The organism is Puia sp. (assembly GCF_036500295.1).
Classification (GTDB): Bacteria; Bacteroidota; Bacteroidia; order Chitinophagales; family Chitinophagaceae; genus Puia.
The window spans coordinates 1-19,487 of the sequence record NZ_DASYCH010000048.1 but is presented as its reverse complement, the minus strand read 5'-3'; the positions used below and the strand labels follow the sequence as shown (position 1 = coordinate 19,487).

Below are 19,487 nucleotides of genomic sequence, written 5' to 3'. Positions count from 1 at the left end.
GACGCCTCAAACCTCCAAGTATGACCCTACTCCTATTTCCGGGGTGGCTGCGGGCGTTTTTGAGCATCTTTCTGCGCCTCCTGCATCTGCTCGAGCCGCTCCTGCCACTTAGACTTCGTCTTGGGCTTGGTCCGGTTCTCCTGCAGCTTGGCAAGGATCTTCGTATGATCGATGATGTAGTGCTGGATCACAAACTGCAAAGCCAGGGTGATCACGTTGGACACCGTATAATACCAGGTCAGCGCCGAAGCCAGCCGGTTGAAGAAAACCAACAGGAACACCGGCATGATATAAGGCATATACTTCATGGCCGGATTGCTCTGGTCAGGGGTCATGCTCATCCCGTAAAGCGAGATCAGAAAGCTCGTCGCCACCGCACACAGCGCAAAAAGACTCACATGATCGCCATACCCCGGGATCGAAAATCCAAAATGCAAAATGCTGTCAAACGACGAGAGGTCATGGCTCCACAAAAAATGTTCCCCCCGCAGCCCGATATTGCTGCTAAAGAAACTGTACAACGCAAAGAAGATCGGGATCTGCAAAAGCGCCGGGATACAGCCGCCCAACGGATTGACACCGGCCTCCCGGAATAGCTTCATCTGCTCCATTCCCATCTGCTGCTGATCACCACCCACCCTCTTTTTCATGGCCTCGATCTCAGGTCGCAATGCCTTCATCTTGGCACCACTGAGATAACTGCTATATACCAGCGGAGAAGTGAACAACCGGATAAATAAGGTCAGCAACAGGATCGCAATCCCAAAACTGCTGATATATCGTTTGAAGAAGTTGAACACCGGCATGAGCACATACACGTTCACCGGCCGGACAAAGGAATAGATCCCCCGTCCCAGGTCGATGATATGCGTCATCCCCGGCTCTTCCTTGTCCAGGATGGAAAAATCATTGGGCCCGTAGTACAACCGCAACTGCAGATTGGCATTCGCCGTGGCCGGAACCTTTGCCTGCAGCGCTATCTCGCCCCGCGCAACGATATTGGAAGAATCAGCCGTCTCCCGCTGCCATTTAACGCTGCCCGCGCTAAACCCGCTCTTGGCGACCAGCGTCGTGTTGAAAAATTGCTGTGAAACCGACACCCACTCAACGGGCTTCTCAAAGGTCCGCTCGTTCTTTGAAGACATATAGTCAAACCGGTTATCCTCGTAGAATCCGATACTGGTCAGCCGGCGCTCCTCGGAGATATTGTTCTGCGCCCTCTGCGCCTCGATATGCCAGCCAATGTTGAAGTTATTTTGGGAGAAAAGCTTTTCCGGATTAATCACGTTCACGTTCCAGTCCAGCATGTAATCGTTGGCCGGCAGGGTATACTCATGCTCGATAGCCTCCCCCGCAGGCGTCGGCAACCGGAAACGCACCGTCTGGCTGCCATCCGCATTCTTGACCACCTGCCCGGGCTTGAAATATAATTCCGCGATATCGGCAACCCCGGACCCAGTATTGATCGGATAACTGATCCGGCTGTTGGGTCCTACCAGCTTCACCGGTGTGCTGTCATACGACTTGAACTTCTTCAGTTCCACATCCACGGGCTGACCACCCTTATTGCTAAAAACCACCTTTACGAGATCGTTCTCTACCGTCACCAGCTGCTCAGTGCCCTTGAAAGCCGGGTTAAATCCGGTCGTATCTACCACCGCCGGCGCCACGGTACTGCTGTCCGGCTTCACAGCCGCTTCCCGCACCCGCTCGGCCGCAGCCTCACGCGCCTTGGTTACAACCGCCACGCTATCGGCGATATGCTTCCGCTGAGCCTCCAATTCATGACTGCTCTTGGTATTGATATAGAGATAAACGAATAACAAAAGCCCAAGCAACACAAAGCCGATAATCGTATTACGATCCATTCCCATATTACCTTTTTTTTAGGAAGTGCGAATATACAGCTATCTTCCTATATCATCTCACTCTGTAACAACGGATTCTTAACCGCACTTTTGGCTTCGGCAAACTCCTTGGCAGCCTTGATAAAATGAACAAAGATCGGCTGGGGACTCTCAACCGTGCTCTTCAGCTCCGGATGGTATTGCACTCCAAAAAAGAAAGGATGAGTATGAGTGGACAACTCGACGATCTCTATCAGCCCGCTTTCCGGATTGTTCCCGCTGGGGATCAGACCCGACTGCTCGAATTGCTGCAGATAACCATTATTCAGTTCCCAACGATGACGGTGCCGTTCGGTGATCTCCGCCCTCCCGTCATAGATCCGGCTGGCTAGCGACCCTTCCTTCAAGGCACAGGGATATGAACCCAGCCGCATGGTCCCGCCCTTGGTGGTAACCTTCTTCTGCTCCTCCATCAGGTCGATCACCGGATGAGGCGTATGCACATTCATCTCCGTGGAATGCGCGTCCTTCAACCCCAGGACATTTCTGGCATACTCGATCACCGCCATCTGCATCCCAAGACAAATACCAAAAAAGGGTAATTTGTTTTCCCTTGCATACCGTACAGCTATAATCTTCCCTTCAACGCCACGATGCCCAAAACCCGGCGCCACCAGCAACCCGTCCAGGTTGGCCAGCTTCTCCCCCACATTGTCCTCGGTGATGAATTCACTGTGGACATTCACCACCTGGATCTTGCACTCATTCATCGCGCCGGCATGAACAAAAGACTCCAGGATCGACTTGTAAGCATCCTGCAGCTCGATATATTTTCCGATAAGCCCGATCGTGACCTTGCTCTTCGGGTATTTTAACTTGTCAAGGAATTCCTTCCAACGCGACAGCTCCGGCTCATGGTAATGCGTAATGTTCAGCTTCTTCAGACAAATAAGATCCAGCTTTTCCCGCATCATCAGCAACGGAACCTCATAGATCGTAGGCGCATCCAATGCCTCGATCACCGCCTCGGGCTTTACATTACAAAACAGCGCGATCTTCTTGCGGATATCCGGCGACAACGACTCTTCCGTCCGGCAAACGATCACATCGGGATGAACTCCCTCCTGGCTAAGCAGCTTGACACTATGTTGTGTTGGCTTGGTTTTCAACTCTTTAGCGGCCTTCAGATAAGGTATCAGGGTAAGGTGGAGCACCACACAATCCTCTTCCGGCATCTCCCACTGCAGCTGACGAACAGCTTCTATAAACGGTAGCGACTCGATATCCCCCACCGTTCCGCCAAGCTCCGTAATGATGATATCATATTTGTTCCCCTGGCCCAGCAAAAGCATCCGCCGCTTGATCTCATCGGTGATATGCGGGATGACCTGCACCGTCTTGCCCAGATACGCCCCTTCCCGCTCCTTATTGATCACCGTCTGGTAGATCCGCCCCGTCGTCACATTATTTGCCTGCGAAGTAAAAATGTTTAAAAATCGCTCGTAATGGCCAAGGTCAAGATCGGTCTCCGCACCATCTTCGGTCACATAGCACTCCCCATGCTCATAAGGGTTCAGCGTACCGGGATCGACATTGATATACGGGTCAAACTTCTGGATCGTAACCCTCAGTCCCCTCGCCTGCAATAATTTAGCAAGCGAAGCCGCAATGATCCCTTTTCCCAGTGAAGAAGTCACACCACCTGTTACAAAAACATACTTAGCCATAGTATGGTCAATTAACTTATTATTAAATGCGTTGTTTTGTTGTTAGGCGACAGGTGAAAAACAATACCTTAGTCTGAACATGTAAATCCTGGCCGCTGCATTTGACCCGCTGAAAACCATAAATGAAGGGAAATTCAAGGAGGTCATGCAAAGTTACAGTAATTTGTAATGCCGCAAAAACCCGTGTGGATAACTTATAAATAAATGAGGCCCAACCTAGGTTGGGCCTCATTTATTATTCGGTAAATGCTTATTTCAGGACGGCAAGCGAAATAGCCGGTTTTACCCGGATATCCATCGTTTCTCCCGACATGTTCCGGGAAATCTCTTTAGCGGCTGTTTTTTCCGAGTGATTGATCTTTACTGCGTGTAAAATGGCGATTGATGCGATCTCGACGACTAGTACAAGTCCGGTAAGGGTCTTTCTTTTCATTATTTATTGGATTTAGGTCTTTTCCAGGGATTAAGATATTCGTTGCGACTATTTTCCGGTTCGCGGCGCAAATTTACAGCCCCGCAGTCAAACAAACGCAAGATAATACCCGTTTATTTTCCTTACAAGGTAGAAATCAGCCTGTTTTCATAGGAATTTCACGTGCTGCTTTTCCCTTTGCTCACCTTTTCCAACCTTTTCACAATCAGTTATATATAATATAAAATAGTATTAAAAAGAACGCGTTTTTTTTCTATTTTGTAAGGGATTCGTACCACTACCATGAAATACCCAATATCCATTATCGGGCTGCTCGGCCTTTCCCTGGCTCCCCGGGCCCAATCGACGGCCACCCTGTCTACCCTTCCCACCATTACCATTAATTTAAGGACACCCGATCCCCTCGCAACAGGCGCCTTCAACCATTTTGAGGTGATCGACCAGCGCGCCGACACCGCCCGCATCGGTATCCATACCTTCATCCCCACCTTCGGACATTCCCGAAATCGCCAGCTCATCTTCCGGCAACCCGTCGCCTCGGAGATCGCCGGCTACCTGAACAAAAGCTTTGCCCGCCCCGGCGCCCACTGGTCCGCCCTGATCGTCCTGCGCAATCTCTGGCTTTCCGATGCCAATTATTTAAGGGAGGATAAGGTAAAAGACCCCGAGGTCATGACCCACCGGACGCATATCCGCCTGAAAGCCGAGATCTACGCGTATAACGATAGCTTCTACGTACCCATCATCCGTTTCGATACCCTGCAAACCTATAAACGCAGCAACCCATATAACAACTGGAATAGTTATTATTCTCTTTGGGAGAATGATCTCACCGCCGTCCTGACCGGGATGACCGATAGCGCATCCTCGCTCACCCTCATCCGGGCCGAACGGGGCCGCCGCCTGCAGCTGGACGAGATCCGCCAATTCAACCGGTCCCGGTTCGACCCGGCGATCACGGGCTCCGTCTCCCCGGTCCCCGGCGTATATGCCAGCTTCCAGGAATTTAGGGACAATACGCCCTCCATTCAAAGTTTTGAGGTCCGCCAGGAAAAAGACGGCAGGCTGCTATATGTAAAGGACAAGAACGGCGCTTCCCAATACTGCCACGATGCCTGGGGTTATTGCGACGGAAAAACAATATTTATCATGCGGGAGGGAAGACTGTTCCCCGTGTGGAAGGAAGGAAAGGCGTTCTACTTCTATAGCCAGGCCTATAAAGAATGGACAATGCAGGACCTTCAGGTGGTGACGCCCACGCCATCGGTCATCACCCCAACCGGTAGGCTCATCCCCGGCAGCCCAGGCGGTTTCTATCCCGGTCCAACCAGGAAAGTGCCCTCCCTGCAACAACGCATCTATACGGTGGATATGGACTCCGGCGGAGTATATTGATCGGCTCCGGCGGGCTTTTCACCAGTATCGCCCCCGGCCTCGATCCGCTTATGTCTGACCTTTGGTCGATCGGCCCCCGGGCCGGTCAGTCCTTCGCAATTTTATCATAGCTCGCGACCAGTCCCTTGATCAGCGACGAACTGAACCCGCGATGCTCCATCTCATTCAACCCTGCGATCGTACAACCCTTGGGCGTGGTCACCTTGTCGATCTCCTGCTCGGGGTGAGACCCCTTCTTTAACAAAAGCTCCGCCGCCCCCTTCACCGTCTGCGCAGCGATCAGGTTGGCCGTCGCGGCATCAAAGCCGATCTCGATGCCCCCCTGGATGTTCGCCCGGATATACCGCATGGCAAAAGCAGTCCCGCAGGCGCCCAGGACCGTCGCCGCATCCATCAGCTTCTCCTCGATCCTCACCGCCTTGCCCAACTGGTTGAAAATATCCATCACATATTGAAGATGCTCGTCTCCGACATTCCGGGACGCAACACAGGTCATGCTCTCCTGGATCGCAATGGCCGTGTTCGGCATGGCCCTTACCACCGGTACCCCATTGCCGAGAAAGCCGGTGATATGCTCGATGCTGACACCCGTGACCACCGACACCAACACCTGCTTGTCCGCACGAAACTCACTCTTCAACGCCAAAAGGATATCGTTTACCTGGAAAGGCTTCACCGCCAGGATGACCAGGTCCGCATAACGCACCGCCTCCTCATTCTTATCGCTCACAAGAACGCCCTTTCGCTCCAGTTCATGCAACGTATGAATATTCCGCTTGGTGATAAGGATATGCTTCGGCAACACAAATCCACTTTGGATCAATCCTTCGGCAATAGCCGTTCCCAGATTGCCGCCCCCGATGATCGCGATCTTCTTATTCATAAGTAGTCTTTCTTTGCCAGGTAATTCCGAACATAGTCGATGACCCCTTCTTCCAAACTGTGGAAAGCATTCTTGTAACCCACGCTCCGCAACTTTTCCATCTTCGCCTCGGTAAAGTATTGATACTTGTCCCGGATATCTTCCGGCATATCGATATACTCGATCCGCGCGGGAAGGTCAAGCCCCGCGAACGTGGCCTTTACCAGGTCTTCAAAAGACCTCGCCTTCCCCGTCCCCAGGTTGTATAATCCCGATGCAGGCCGGTTCTCCATCAGCCAGTAACACACTTTCATGACATCCTTTACATACACAAAGTCCCGCAGCTGCTGCCCATCCTTATAATCCGGCCGGTGACTGCGGAACAGTTTTACATATCCATCTTTCTTTATCTGGTTAAAGGAATGAAAGATCACACTGGCCATCCGCCCCTTATGATACTCATTGGGCCCATACACATTGAAAAACTTCAAACCCGCCCAGAATGGCGGCGCCTTTGCCCCTTTCGCCACCTCATCCAATGCCCATTTGTCAAATTCATTCTTCGATACCCCATATGGGTTCAGCGGCTTCAGCTCATAAGGCAGATCATGCCGGTCCTCGTAGCCTTTTTCCCCTGCGCCATAGGTCGCGGCCGACGAGGCATACACCAGCGGAATGCCCTGCTTCGTACAATACTCCCAGATCTTCCGGGAATACTCTACGTTCAGCCGTTCATGGATGGAATAATCGAATTCGGTGGTATCGGTCCGGGCGCCGATGTGAAATACAAAAGAAATAGCCGGCTTTCGCGTCCCAAGCCAATCGAAAAATACCTCCCGCTCTACCTTCTCGGAATAGGTCTTCCCCGCGAGATTAGGTTCCTTCGCCGCATCGCCAAACTCATCCACCAGGATAAGGTCCGTATGTCCATGCTGGTTGAGAAACCCAACCAGACAGCTGCCGATAAACCCGGCCGCGCCGGTTACAACTATATATTGCCTATTCATGAATTCAATTCTATATTTGATCCGAAAATGTACGCGGCGCCTCAGCCCGCATACAAATATAACACAGCCGTATGAAATTGGGTTCCATTCAAATACTCCGTGCATTGGCCGCCGCAATGGTCGTCTATATGCACAGTATAAACCAGATGTGTTTCTTTGCGGCCAACGGGCACCAGCGCACCGCGCTCCACGCCTCTCTGGGCGCCTATGGCGTGGACCTCTTCTTCGTCATCTCCGGCTTCGTCATCTATACATCCGCCAACCGGCTGAACGGCCGGTCCCAGGCCCTCAACTTCCTCTGGCACCGGTTCAGAAGGATCAATCCGATCTACTATGCCGCCACACTGATCACCCTCATCGTCTGGTTGCCATCCTTTTGGCGACACGCCCGGCCGGCACCCCCGGATGCCCAGATCCTGACCTCGGCCATCCTGTTCCCCGTCCTGAACAACCAGCTGCCGATCCTCACCCAGGCCTGGACCCTGTCCTTCGAATGGTATTTTTATTTTCTCTTTTTTCTGCTGATCCTCGCCGGGGTACAAAAAAAGACGAAGCTGTTGAGTGCAGTGCTGATATCCCTGATCATCCTCGGCTGGTTCCTGCGACGCTGGCCGCTGGGCTTTCTCGGGTTATATACCGATCCCCTGATATTTGAGTTCCTTCTGGGAGTGGGCACCGCCTATCTCTGTCAACGCTGGACACCCGGCAAAAAAAGCATTCAGGCGATCTTGTGGCTGGGCATCGGGCTCAGCCTCACGCTGATGCTCACCGGCTTCTATAACTTTGAGGCCATCCCCGCGCCGGAGATCCGTAGTCTCCGGTATGTTCATGCCCTCTGCTGGGGCAGCTCGGCCGCCCTCGTCGTCACCGGCTGCGTATTACTGGAAAGATCGGGCTCGACCGGGTTCTTTCAAAAACACCCGCTCCTCCTCCTGCTTGGCGATGCCTCCTATTCCATCTATCTCTTCCACTATCTTATCTTCGGGGCCATCGGCGCCATCTATCTCCGGGTAGGGCTATTCCTTCCGCCGGATCTGGCAATCCCCATCAATGCCGTCCTCGCCCTGGTTGGCTGCCTGCCGTTCTATAAATGGGTGGAGGTCCCGCTATTGAAATGGCTGAGAAAAGAAAGCCCTTCCCGGCTTACTCCATCTCCACCAGCCGGGACATAAAATTCCCGAGCGCCGAATCATATCGCTCTTTCCACTCCCCAACCATCCCCCAATCCATCCCGTCCACCTCGAAACTACCGCCGGTGACAAAGCCCAGCTCCGTAGCCGGAAAACCACCCAGCGCCTTCTTCAGCTCATCCACCTTGGAAGCAGCGACGCTTACCACGACCCGGCTTTGCGCCTCGCCAAACCAATATGCATCCTTACGGATCGAGGCATCACCGGCAACGACATCAAAACCAAGTCCCCGCGGAAAGGCCGACTCCGCCAGCGTGATGAAAAGCCCGCCTTCGCTGACATCATGCGCACTGCGGATGATCTTTCGGTTGATCAGTTCTGCCACCTTCTGCTGCAAAGCCCACTCTTCATCGATATCGAACCGCGGCGCGGGACTGAACTCCACTTTCTGCACCTTGTGCAGATATTCGGAAGACGCAATATCGTCATGACTGTTCCCCAACAGAAAGAGTATATCTCCTTCTTCTTTGAAGTCCAGCGTCATCTTGTTCTTGATACTGTCCAGCAAACCTACCATCCCGATCGTCGGTGTCGGATAGACCGCTCCGTCAGGATTCTGATTGTAAAAGCTGACATTGCCCCCGGTGACCGGTGTATCAAACTTCCTGCACGCATCACCCATCCCCTTTATCGCATTGACAAACTGATAATATACTTCCGGGTCATAAGGATTTCCAAAATTGAGACAGTTGGTTACCCCAAGCGGCTGGCCACCACTGCAAACGATATTCCTCGCCGCCTCGGCGACAGCGATCATCGCACCTTTGTAAGGATCGGCAAACACATAGCGGCTATTGCAGTCCGTTGTCACCGCCAGCGCCTTCTCCGTTCCCTTAGCCAACACCACCGCGGCATCACTGGGCTCATTCGTGGACGTGTTGGCGGCGCCGACCGTAGAGTCATATTGCACCGCCACCCATTTCTTCGACGCAATATTCGGCAAGGCGACAAGCTGTTCCGCAACTGCCCGCAGATCATCCGGCACCGTCACCTGACGGGCATCAAACGCCTTTATCTTCTTCAGATATCCCGGCTCACTGTAGGGCCGGTCATATTGCGGCGCACCGCCACCCAACACCAGCTCATACGCGGGGATCTCCGCTTCCTGCTGCCCGTTCATAAAGAATTTCAGCAGCCCGTCATCCGTCACCTCCCCGATTGCCGCCGCAGGCAGATCCCATTTTTCAAAAATGCGAACCACCTCGGCTTCCCGTCCCTTCTGCACGACCATCAGCATCCGCTCCTGGCTTTCGCTAAGCAACAGCTCCCAGGCCTTCATATTTTCCTGACGCGACGGAACAAGATCCAGATCGATCCGCATCCCGACCTCACCCTTGGCACTCATCTCCGCAGTCGAACAGATGATACCCGCGGCGCCCATGTCCTGCATGCCGACGACCGCTCCGGTATGGATCACCTCCAGACAGGCTTCCAGCAATTTCTTCTCCTGGAAAGGATCACCCACCTGCACGGCCGGCAACTCCTTTGTACTTTCACCGGTGATATTGGCCGAAGCAAAAGACGCCCCGCCGATCCCATCCTTGCCCGTGGCGCTGCCCACAAAGATCACGGGATTACCCTTGCCCTTGGCCGTGGCGGAAATCGTCTCCCCATTCTTCAGGATACCCACACTCATCGCATTCACCAGCGGATTGGTATGATAACAATCTTCAAAGTAGATCTCCCCGCCAACCGTCGGCACCCCGAAACAGTTGCCGTAATGACCGATGCCATGCACCACGCCGGACAGCAGGTGCTGGGTCTTCGCCTCTTTTATATTGCCGAAACGCAGGGAATTGAGCGAAGCGATCGGTCTGGCCCCCATCGTGAAAATATCTCGATGGATACCCCCAACCCCGGTCGCCGCTCCCTGAAAGGGTTCGATCGCCGAAGGATGGTTGTGCGACTCTATCTTAAAGACGACCCCATGGCCATCCCCGATGTCCATCAGCCCGGCATTCTCTTCGCCGGCCTTCACCAACATCTTCTGGCCATCCCTCGGAAGGGTCTTGAGCCACTTGATCGAGTTCTTATAGCTGCAGTGCTCGCTCCACATGGCGCTGAAAGCACATAATTCCGTAAAATTGGGGGTACGGCCAAGTTTTTCCTGGATCAGACTAAATTCCTCCGCTGTCAACCGGAGCTGTTCGGCCGTTTTAACGGTTATTTCCATGGGCGCAAAAGTACGAGAAAATCAGTACGTTTGCGACTTATGACCGCAAAAGGGAGGATCGCTTTTGTAGCAAACACTAGTTGGAGTATCTACAAATTCAGGCTCTATCTTATTGAACGACTGCTGCATAAAGGGTTCGCCATATTCGTGCTGGCGCCCCGTGATGCCTATACCGGGAAATTTGAACACCTCCCCGGTCTCTCCTATATTGAATTACACCATTTCCACGCAAAAAGTATCTCTCCCGTCCAGGACTACCGGCTCTACCGCGAATTATACCGGCATTATCGTTCACTGAGGCCCGGCATCATCTTTCACTATACCGTCAAAGCCAACCTGTATGGCACCCGCGCCGCCGCCCGCGCCGGTATCCCCGCCGTCAGCGTGATCACGGGCCTCGGCTATACCTTCTCGGGCGAAGGATGGCTCCAACGCGGCGTCCGCATCGGCTATCGCCGCGAACTGCGAAAATCCACCGAGGTCTGGTTTCTCAACGAGGACGACCGCCGCATATTCACCTCCCAGCACATCGTCCCGCAGGATAAAACCTTTCTCCTGCCGGGTGAAGGCGTAGACACCGCCCATTTCTTTCCCGCCCCCTATGATCCGCAAACCCAAAAGCAGACCGTCACCTTCCTGCTCATCGGCCGGCTCATCCGCCATAAAGGGATCTATGAATTCGTCGAAGCAGCAGAACGACTGCAACGACAGGGACTCTCCGTTCAATGCCAGATCCTGGGTTTCTTCGACGAGGCCAACCCCGTCGCCATCCCCCGCACCCAGGTGGAGGAATGGACAAACCGCGGACTCATCGCCTATCTCGGCCACGCCGACGACGTCCGCCCCTTTATCGAACAGGCCGACTGTATCGTCCTGCCTTCCTACCGCGAAGGACTGCCGTTAAGCCTGCTGGAAGGCGCAAGCATGTGCAAGGCACTCATCGCCTCCGACACCGCCGGATGCCGGGCGCTGATCGAAGAAGGGGTCAACGGCTATCTCTGCGCCGAAAAAGACGGCGCCGCCCTCGCCGCCAAGATGGCCGCCTATTATCATTTACCGCCCGCCGCAAAAAAACAGATGGGGGTCGATGGCCGGAATCGGGTTTTACAGCGTTATACACAGGAAACCGTAGCCGGGATCTATCTTGAGAAAATAAACACCCTCCGGGAAACCGGCCACGAATAACCTTGCCATGCATATTCTCCTGTTGATCTTATATTATATCCTCTGCGCCTACGGGATCGCCAGGCTGCGTTTCATCCGCAAAAGCGGGATCAAACCGGCCTTGCTGCAACTCCTGTTCGCCATCCACGTCGCCACAGGCTGGATCCACAACGCCATCGCCTGGCGCTATTACCCGGGACATGGCGATGTCTGGGACAATTTCGAAAAAAGCTTCATGTACCGCCACCGGCTGCTGTCCCAATTCGCACTCTGGAAGTCGGATAACAATACCCTGACCCACATCACCCACAACGGGATCATCTATATCCAGATGCTGCTCAACTGCTTTTCACTCGGCAGCCTCGCGGTCAACACCCTCCTCTTTGCCTTCATCGTCTTCCTCGGTAACATCGCCCTTTTCCGCGTCTTCCGCCAGCGCTTCCCCGACGACCCCCTGACATCCTTTACCGTTTTCCTGCTTCCCTCCGTCCTGTTCTGGACCTCCTGCATCCATCGGGAGGCTGTCCTCTATCTGCTGATGGGCTTCCTGCTATTCAATATGCATCGCCTGCTGACCCGCGGCATCTCCCTCAAACACGCATTTCTTGGTGGATTGTGCCTCCTAGGTATTGCGTACTTCCGCATCGCCTTCGCCATCCCGCTCCTCCCGGCGCTATTCTGCTGGTGGGTCGCCGCCAAACGCCGCGCCCGCCGAAAGATCCTGCTGGGCGGCGCCATCACCCTGATCCTGTTCATCCTCCTCATCCTGCCGCTTTTCGATCTGCCTGTGATCATCGCCAGACGACAACAGGAATTCATGAGCCTCGAAGGCCACTCCCGGCTCTTCCTTCCGACGCTCAACGGCTCCTGGAGCAGCCTGCTCGCCATCCTTCCCTACGCCCTTCTCAATGGCTTGTTCCAGCCCCTCCCCGGCATGGGCGGCCAACCGGTATATTTTATCTTCTCTCTGGAATTGCTGGCCATCTGGGGAATCGTCCTTTTCGCCATTCTACGAACCATTCGTAATCGCCAGAACCCCATGCGCCTCTCCAAAGAGCCGCTCATTACCACCTTTGGCCTCTTTTGCCTCGTTTTCGCCCTATTCGGCATGCTCACCGTCGGCATGATGATCCCCTTCGCCGGCGCCATCGTCCGCTACCGCTCCATCTACCTGCTCTTTCTGCTGGCCCCCTTCCTCCACTCCCTGCGCACCCTGCCCCTTTTCCAAACCCTGAACGAACGGTTACACAGCTACTTATCACACAAATTATGAATTATTTAATATGATGCTTTCTCTCATCTTATGCTCATTTTTGATCAAAAGAGCTCAAAAATTTGTGTTAATATCCCTCAATCATTGTAGTTTCGCTAAAACTTTTCAAGCATGTCCTCATTAAGATTCAAAGCGATTGACAATCTAGCGACGTCTGACGGAACCCCGGTCCCGGGTACCGCCAAGATCACCGCCATCTTCGGCGAAAATGTTTTTACCCTTAAGACGGCAAGGGAATTTTTAAGTGATGAAGCTTATAAAAGCCTGCTGGCTTCTATTCGCGGTGGCAAGAAGATCGATCGCACCGTAGCCAATCAGATCGCATCCGGCATGCGGCAATGGGCTGAGGCAAAGGGTGTCACCCACTTTACCCACTGGTTTCAACCGCTCACCGGAACCACGGCTGAAAAGCATGATTCGTTCTTTACGATAAAAAGCGATGGCACTCCCATCGAAGAGTTTGACGGCGCGGCGCTGATCCAACAGGAACCCGATGCCTCTTCCTTCCCCAGCGGCGGCCTCCGCGCTACTTTCGAAGCACGTGGCTACACCGCATGGGATCCCTCTTCCCCCGCATTTATTATGGAGGTCGGCGCCGGCAAAACGTTCTGCCTGCCTACCATCTTCGTTTCCTATACCGGCGAGTCCCTCGATTATAAGGCGCCGCTGTTAAAGGCCCTCGCATCCCTCGATAAGGCTGCAGTAGAGGTTTGCCATTACTTTGATAAAAACGTCAGCAAGGTTACCGCCACCCTGGGTTGGGAACAGGAATACTTTGTCGTCGACGAAGGTTTGTTCAACGCCCGTCCCGACCTGGTAATGAGCGGTCGCACCGTCTTCGGTCATGCCCCGGCAAAAGGCCAGCAACTGGAAGATCTCTATTTTGGCAGCATTCCCGAACGCGTATACGCTTTCATGCGGGACTACGAGCAGGAAGCCTACAAACTGGGCATCCCGCTTCGCACCCGTCACAACGAGGTGGCGCCCGCTCAGTATGAGTGTGCTCCCATTTTCGAAGAAGTGAGCGTAGCCGTGGATCATAACATGCTCCTGATGGATGTCATGGACCGCGTCGCACGTCGTCACAAACTGCGCGTACTGCTGATGGAGAAACCCTTCGCCGGCATCAACGGCAGCGGGAAACACAACAACTGGAGCATGGCCACCGACACCGGTGTCAACCTCCTGGCTCCCGGCAAGACGCCGAAGACCAACCTCATGTTCCTCACGTTCTTCGTCAATACGATCAAAGCCGTTTACGAATATTCTGATGTTCTTCGCGCCTCCATCGCCTCGGCCGGCAATGATTTTCGTCTCGGTGCAAACGAAGCGCCTCCCGCCATCATCTCCGTTTTCATCGGCGAATACCTGAGCAAGGTCCTGGCCGACGTAAAAGAGCGGGTCGGCGATAAATTCGACGAACAGGATGAAGCCATCCTCAAGCTCGATCTGCACCGCAGCATTCCCGAGCTGCTGCTCGACAATACCGACCGCAACCGGACTTCACCGTTCGCTTTCACCGGTAATAAGTTCGAGTTCCGCGCCGTGGGTTCCAGCGCCAACTGCGCCAATGCGATGATCGCCGTAAATACGATCCTGGCAGAAACGCTGAAGAAGTTCAAGAAAGATGTTGACGCCCTCATCGAAAAAGGCGAGAAGAAAGAGATCGCTCTCATGCATGTCATTCGCGAATATGTAGTTAGCAGCGAAAAGGTTCTCTTCGAAGGCGACGGCTACAGCGACGAATGGCACCATGAAGCCGAAAGACGCGGTCTGCCCAATGTCCGCACCACTCCGCTGGCCCTCGATGCCATGGTCACCGAAAAGGCAAAACACCTGTACGAATCGAACGGCGTTTACTCCCACATCGAGCTGGAAGCACGCCATGAGATCGAACTGGAAAAATATATCAAACGCGTACAGATCGAAGCCCGCATCATGGGCGAAATGGCTACCAGCCACGTCCTGCCGCCGGCCATCAAGTATCAGAACACCCTGATCGCAAACATCAGGGGCCTGAAAGATCTCGGCCTGCCGCAAGCCGCCTATTCGAACCAGCAGCAGATCCTCGAAAAGATCTCCCTGCACATCGGCAAGGTAAGCGAGATGGTTAGCAAGATGATCGACGCCCGGAAGGTCGCCAATAACATCACCGCTACCCGCACCAAGGCCATCGCCTATAACAGCCAGGTAAAAGAACCCTTCTTCGACCAGATCCGCTACCACGTGGACAAACTCGAACTCCTCGTCGACGACAAGGAATGGGTCCTGCCGAAATACCGCGAACTGCTCTTCTTGCGCTAATATCTCACCCGCAATACAAAGGCCCGCGAGTCCAAACGGATTCACGGGCCTTTTTTTTATATTTAGGGTATGGAGTCCCTCCTCTACCTGGAGTTCCGGCCCCTCCTTCTCCACCAGCAATGGCGTCGTCCCGATGGCGGCCGGCGAAGCCTATCTCGTGGGGAGCATGACCCGTTATATCGAAATGGTCCGGCCCCCCTCGACCAGCCTGACCGGTATCCGCTTCAAACCCGGTGGCTTCTCCTTTTTCTATGACCCGTTACTGCTCAGGGACGCCGCCGATCGGACCGTCGAATTCGACCGGACCCTGATCCCCGTGATCGATCCCGTCATCCCAGCTCCCAACCTATCCCTCGATGAGTTCTTCCTCCGCCGCCTGGCAGCCCCCTCCTAACCCATCCAACCCCTCATCGCGGATATCCAACGGGCAAAAGGCCGCCTCACGGTCAGCAGGCTGGCCCGGGACTAACTTTGTTTAAAAATGCGCAGCTTCATCCTCATCCCCCTTCTGATCCTGCTGTTCTCAACTCAACCGGCAAAAAATATGGAACCAAGATTTACCGTTCTGACACTGGGCGTAGACAACCTCGAACGATCCCTGACCTTTTACCACGACGGCCTGGGCCTCCCGACACAGGGCATCATCGGCAAGTGGATGAGATCCTAAAAACCGCGCAAAAAGCGGGTGCGCATCTCGTCAAGCCCGGGCAGAACACCTTCTGGGGTGGGTATTCCGGTTATTTCCAGGACACCGATGGGCATTTATGGGAGATTGTCTGGAACCCGCAGCTGATCCCGGAATAGACTCCGGGCTATTGCATCCGTTGCTTCACCCATCCTTCCGCGATCTCCAGCTGCTGCTTGATCGACAAATGCGAATTATCCAGCACCAACGCATCCTCTGCCTGCCGCAATGGGCTGATCTCCCGGTGCGAATCGATATAATCCCGGTGGGACAGGTTCTGCTTCACCTCTTCCAGCGTAATATTCGGGTTCTTCTCGTAGAGTTCCTTAAACCGGCGCTGTACCCTTACCTTCTCATCGGCCGTCATAAAGATCTTCAGTTCCGCATGAGGGAACACGACTGTCCCGATATCCCGGCCGTCCATGACGATCCCCTTCTTTTTACCCATCTCCTGCTGCTTGGCCACCGCATAGTCCCGCACCGCCTTCACGGCCGCCACTTCACTCACCTTCTCGGCGATCACCAGGTCCCGGATCACGTATTCCACATTCTCCCCGTTCAGCCACATCTCCGTCTGCCCGCTCTTGTGATTCGTTACAAACTCCAGCTTGATATGCGTCAAAGCCTCATCCACCGCGGCCGGAATCGTCCAATCCACATGATGCCGGAGAAAATAGAGGGTGATAGCCCGGTACATGGCGCCGCTGTCGATATAGACATAATGCAGCTCCCGGGCCAGCTGTTTAGCCAGCGTGCTCTTGCCACAGGATGACCAGCCGTCGATAGTAATGGTAATCTTCTTCATAAACATAAAAAAAGCCGCACCAAAGGTGCGGCGTTTTTTTATTCGATTAACATTTATGCCTCAGATTTTTCCTTTGTCTTTTCCTTCAATGAGAACTTGATCTTCGAATTCTCCTTGTCCAGGTCAGCGATGAGGACATCCCCGTTCTTGATATTCATGTTCAGGATCTCTTCCGCCAGGGGATCTTCCAGGTATTTCTGGATAGCCCTGTGCAACGGTCTCGCCCCGAACTGCGCATCATAGCCCTTGTCTGCGATAAAGCTCTTTGCCTCATCGGTCAGTTCGAGCGTGAATCCAAGGTTGTTGAGCCGTTTCAGCACGCCCCTCATCAGGATATCGATGATCTGGAAGATATGTTCCTTGTTCAGCGCGTTGAAGATCACCACATCGTCGATCCGGTTCAGAAACTCGGGAGAGAAGGTGCGTTTCAGCGCCTTTTCGATAACCGCCTTGTTGTTCTCGTCCACGTTCTGTGTCCGCGCCGCCGTCGCAAAACCGACCCCGTCGCCAAAATCCTTCAGCTGACGGACCCCGATATTGGAGGTCATGATGATCAGCGTATTCTTGAAGTCGACCTTCCGGCCAAGACCGTCCGTCAGCTGGCCGTCATCAAGCACCTGCAACAGGATATTGTAGATATCCGGGTGGGCTTTCTCGATCTCATCGAGCAGGATCACCGAATAGGGCTTGCGACGAACTCGTTCCGTCAGCTGCCCGCCTTCTTCATAACCAACATATCCGGGAGGCGCACCGATCAACCGGCTAACCGTGAATTTCTCCATGTATTCGCTCATATCGATCCGGATCAGCGAATCTTCGGAATCGAACATATAACGGGACAATGCCCGGGCCAATTCCGTTTTACCAACCCCGGTAGGCCCGAGGAAGATAAAGGTACCGATCGGCTTCTTCGGATCCTTCAAACCGACCCGGTTACGCTGGATGGCCTTTACCACTTTGGTGATCGCCTCGTCCTGGCCGACGACCATGCCCCGCATGTCGATCGCCATATTCCGCAGTTTCTCCGTCTCTGCCTGTACCATCCGTTTGACGGGGATACCGGTCATCATACTCACCACCTCGGCGATATTATCCTCATCGATGGGATAACGTTTGTGCTTGCTTTCTTCTTCCCACTCGGCCTTCGCCTTTTCCAGCTCTTCCTGCAAACGCTTTTCCGTATCCCGGAGCGAAGCAGCCTCTTCGAACTTCTGGCTCTTCACCACCTTGTTCTTTTCGTTCTTCACATCTTCGATCTTCTTCTCCAGATCGACGATATTCTGCGGGACGTTGATATTTTTAAGATGCACCCTTGCGCCAACCTCATCCAGCACGTCGATAGCCTTGTCCGGCAGCAGGCGGTCGGTCATATACCGGTCGCTCAGCTTCACACAGGCGTCGATGGCATCATCGGAGTAGGTGACGTTGTGATAATCTTCGTATTTGGACTTGATATTGTTCAGGATCTGGATGGTCTCTTCCACACTCGGGGGATCGACCATCACCTTCTGGAACCGGCGATCCAGCGCGCCATCCTTTTCGATATACATCCGGTACTCGTCAAGGGTGGAGGCGCCGATGCACTGGAGCTCTCCGCGGGCCAGGGCCGGCTTGAAGATATTCGAAGCGTCCAGGCTTCCGCTGGCGCCGCCCGCCCCCACAATCGTATGGATCTCATCGATAAACAGGATCACATCCCGGTTCTTCTCGAGTTCGTTCATGATTGCCTTCATCCTTTCTTCGAACTGACCCCGGTACTTGGTACCGGCGACCAGCGCGGCAAGATCAAGGGAAATAACGCGTTTGTCAAACAATACCCGCGAAACCTTCCGCTGAACGATCCGCAGGGCCAGGCCTTCTACGATCGCGGTCTTACCCACGCCCGGTTCCCCGATGAGTATCGGATTGTTCTTCTTACGGCGCGAAAGGATCTGCGATACCCGCTCGATCTCCTCTTCCCGGCCAACGATGGGATCCAATGCCCCCATCTCGGCCAGCCGGGTGATATCCCGGCCAAAATTATCGAGGACAGGCGTCTTGCTCTTGGCATTGCCCGCCGAACGCGCCTTCTGCTGGGAATACTTCTTTTCCTCGTCGAAATCGTCGTCGTTCTCCTCCGCGTATTCACTGCGAACGTCGTTGCTTTTCACCACTCCCAATTCATTTCTAAACAAGTCGTAATCCACGTCGAATTGATTTAAAATTTGTGTAGCAATGTTTTCTTTGTTCTTCAGGATGGAGAGCATTAGATGTTCAGTCTCTACGGTCGGGCTTTTGAGAGCTTTTGCTTCCAGTACCGTCACACGTATAACCTTTTCCGCCTGTTTGGTCAGCGGCAGACTATTGATGTTGGCGATATTCTTGCCGGTTTTATCCTTCACAGCCATCTCCACCTCCTTGCGCAATTCGTACAGGTCCACATTGAAACTCTTCAAAATGCGGACAGCCGTATTGTCGCCCTCACGGATCAACCCCAGCAACAAATGCTCCGTACCGATAAAATCGTTCCCCAGTCGCAAAGCTTCCTCCCTGCTGAACGATATAATCTCCTTTACCTGGGCTGAAAAATTATTATCCATTTTTAAGTTATTGAGCTTTATACAATAATAACGAATATTTTTG

At 53.6% G+C, this 19,487-nt stretch carries 16 protein-coding genes; 8 read left to right on the top strand and 8 right to left on the bottom strand.

The annotated features are described in order from the left end of the window. Positions 1–32: 32 nt before the first annotated feature. The 3 genes from yidC to VGM48_RS10155 form a co-directional block, all read right to left on the bottom strand. Entirely contained in the window at positions 33–1,868 is a 1,836-nt protein-coding gene (gene yidC, locus VGM48_RS10165; protein WP_331578655.1) for a membrane protein insertase YidC, read from the bottom strand. 47 nt (positions 1,869–1,915) lie between these two features. Further along, positions 1,916–3,574, bottom strand: a complete 1,659-nt coding sequence (locus VGM48_RS10160; RefSeq protein WP_331578653.1) for a CTP synthase — start codon at positions 3,572–3,574, stop codon at positions 1,916–1,918. 250 nt (positions 3,575–3,824) lie between these two features. Continuing rightward, a complete protein-coding gene (locus tag VGM48_RS10155) occupies positions 3,825–4,007 on the bottom strand; it encodes a hypothetical protein (RefSeq protein WP_331578651.1) in 183 nt (60 codons plus the stop codon). 282 nt (positions 4,008–4,289) lie between these two features. On the opposite strand from VGM48_RS10155, the gene VGM48_RS10150 reads away from it, so the two are divergent. Then, complete coding sequence (locus VGM48_RS10150; RefSeq protein ID WP_331578649.1) at positions 4,290–5,402, top strand: hypothetical protein; 1,113 nt, start codon at positions 4,290–4,292, stop codon at positions 5,400–5,402. An 85-nt stretch (positions 5,403–5,487) separates the two neighbouring features. On the opposite strand, the gene proC is transcribed toward VGM48_RS10150, so the two are convergent. Then, positions 5,488–6,285, bottom strand: coding sequence for a pyrroline-5-carboxylate reductase (proC, locus tag VGM48_RS10145; RefSeq protein WP_331578647.1), 798 nt, complete (start codon positions 6,283–6,285; stop codon positions 5,488–5,490). Beyond that, a complete protein-coding gene (gene rfaD, locus VGM48_RS10140; protein ID WP_331578645.1) occupies positions 6,282–7,271 on the bottom strand; it encodes an ADP-glyceromanno-heptose 6-epimerase in 990 nt (329 codons plus the stop codon). The genes proC and rfaD overlap by 4 nt, the downstream gene beginning before the upstream one ends. A gap of 71 nt (positions 7,272–7,342) precedes the next feature. Here rfaD and VGM48_RS10135 point away from each other — a divergent pair, with 71 nt between their 5' ends. After that, positions 7,343–8,443, top strand: a complete 1,101-nt coding sequence (locus tag VGM48_RS10135) for an acyltransferase (protein ID WP_331578643.1) — start codon at positions 7,343–7,345, stop codon at positions 8,441–8,443. On the opposite strand, the gene purL is transcribed toward VGM48_RS10135, so the two are convergent. Next, positions 8,415–10,634, bottom strand: coding sequence for a phosphoribosylformylglycinamidine synthase subunit PurL (gene purL, locus VGM48_RS10130; RefSeq protein ID WP_331578641.1), 2,220 nt, complete (start codon positions 10,632–10,634; stop codon positions 8,415–8,417). The genes VGM48_RS10135 and purL overlap by 29 nt on opposite strands. A gap of 39 nt (positions 10,635–10,673) precedes the next feature. Between purL and VGM48_RS10125 the strand changes: the two genes are divergently transcribed. From VGM48_RS10125 to VGM48_RS10100, 6 genes are all read left to right on the top strand, one after another. After that, complete coding sequence (locus VGM48_RS10125) at positions 10,674–11,819, top strand: glycosyltransferase family 4 protein (protein WP_331578681.1); 1,146 nt, start codon at positions 10,674–10,676, stop codon at positions 11,817–11,819. Between the two features lie 7 nt (positions 11,820–11,826). After that, positions 11,827–13,071 (top strand): hypothetical protein, encoded by a 1,245-nt coding sequence (locus tag VGM48_RS10120; protein WP_331578639.1) that lies wholly within the window; start codon positions 11,827–11,829, stop codon positions 13,069–13,071. 111 nt (positions 13,072–13,182) lie between these two features. Next, positions 13,183–15,375, top strand: a complete 2,193-nt coding sequence (locus VGM48_RS10115; RefSeq protein ID WP_331578637.1) for a glutamine synthetase III — start codon at positions 13,183–13,185, stop codon at positions 15,373–15,375. 166 nt (positions 15,376–15,541) lie between these two features. Continuing rightward, a complete protein-coding gene (locus VGM48_RS10110; RefSeq protein ID WP_331578635.1) occupies positions 15,542–15,769 on the top strand; it encodes a hypothetical protein in 228 nt (75 codons plus the stop codon). A gap of 150 nt (positions 15,770–15,919) precedes the next feature. Beyond that, positions 15,920–16,042 (top strand): hypothetical protein, encoded by a 123-nt coding sequence (locus tag VGM48_RS10105; RefSeq protein WP_331578633.1) that lies wholly within the window; start codon positions 15,920–15,922, stop codon positions 16,040–16,042. Further along, positions 16,027–16,179, top strand: coding sequence for a VOC family protein (locus VGM48_RS10100; protein ID WP_331578631.1), 153 nt, complete (start codon positions 16,027–16,029; stop codon positions 16,177–16,179). Before VGM48_RS10105 ends, VGM48_RS10100 begins: the two co-directional genes overlap by 16 nt. Before the next feature lie 8 nt (positions 16,180–16,187). Here VGM48_RS10100 and cmk read toward each other — a convergent pair whose 3' ends face one another. Then, positions 16,188–16,865: a (d)CMP kinase gene (cmk, locus tag VGM48_RS10095; protein WP_331578629.1), complete on the bottom strand. Its 678-nt coding sequence runs from the start codon at positions 16,863–16,865 to the stop codon at positions 16,188–16,190. A 53-nt stretch (positions 16,866–16,918) separates the two neighbouring features. Then, positions 16,919–19,444, bottom strand: coding sequence for an ATP-dependent Clp protease ATP-binding subunit (locus VGM48_RS10090; protein WP_331578627.1), 2,526 nt, complete (start codon positions 19,442–19,444; stop codon positions 16,919–16,921). Between the last annotated feature and the right edge of the window lie 43 nt (positions 19,445–19,487).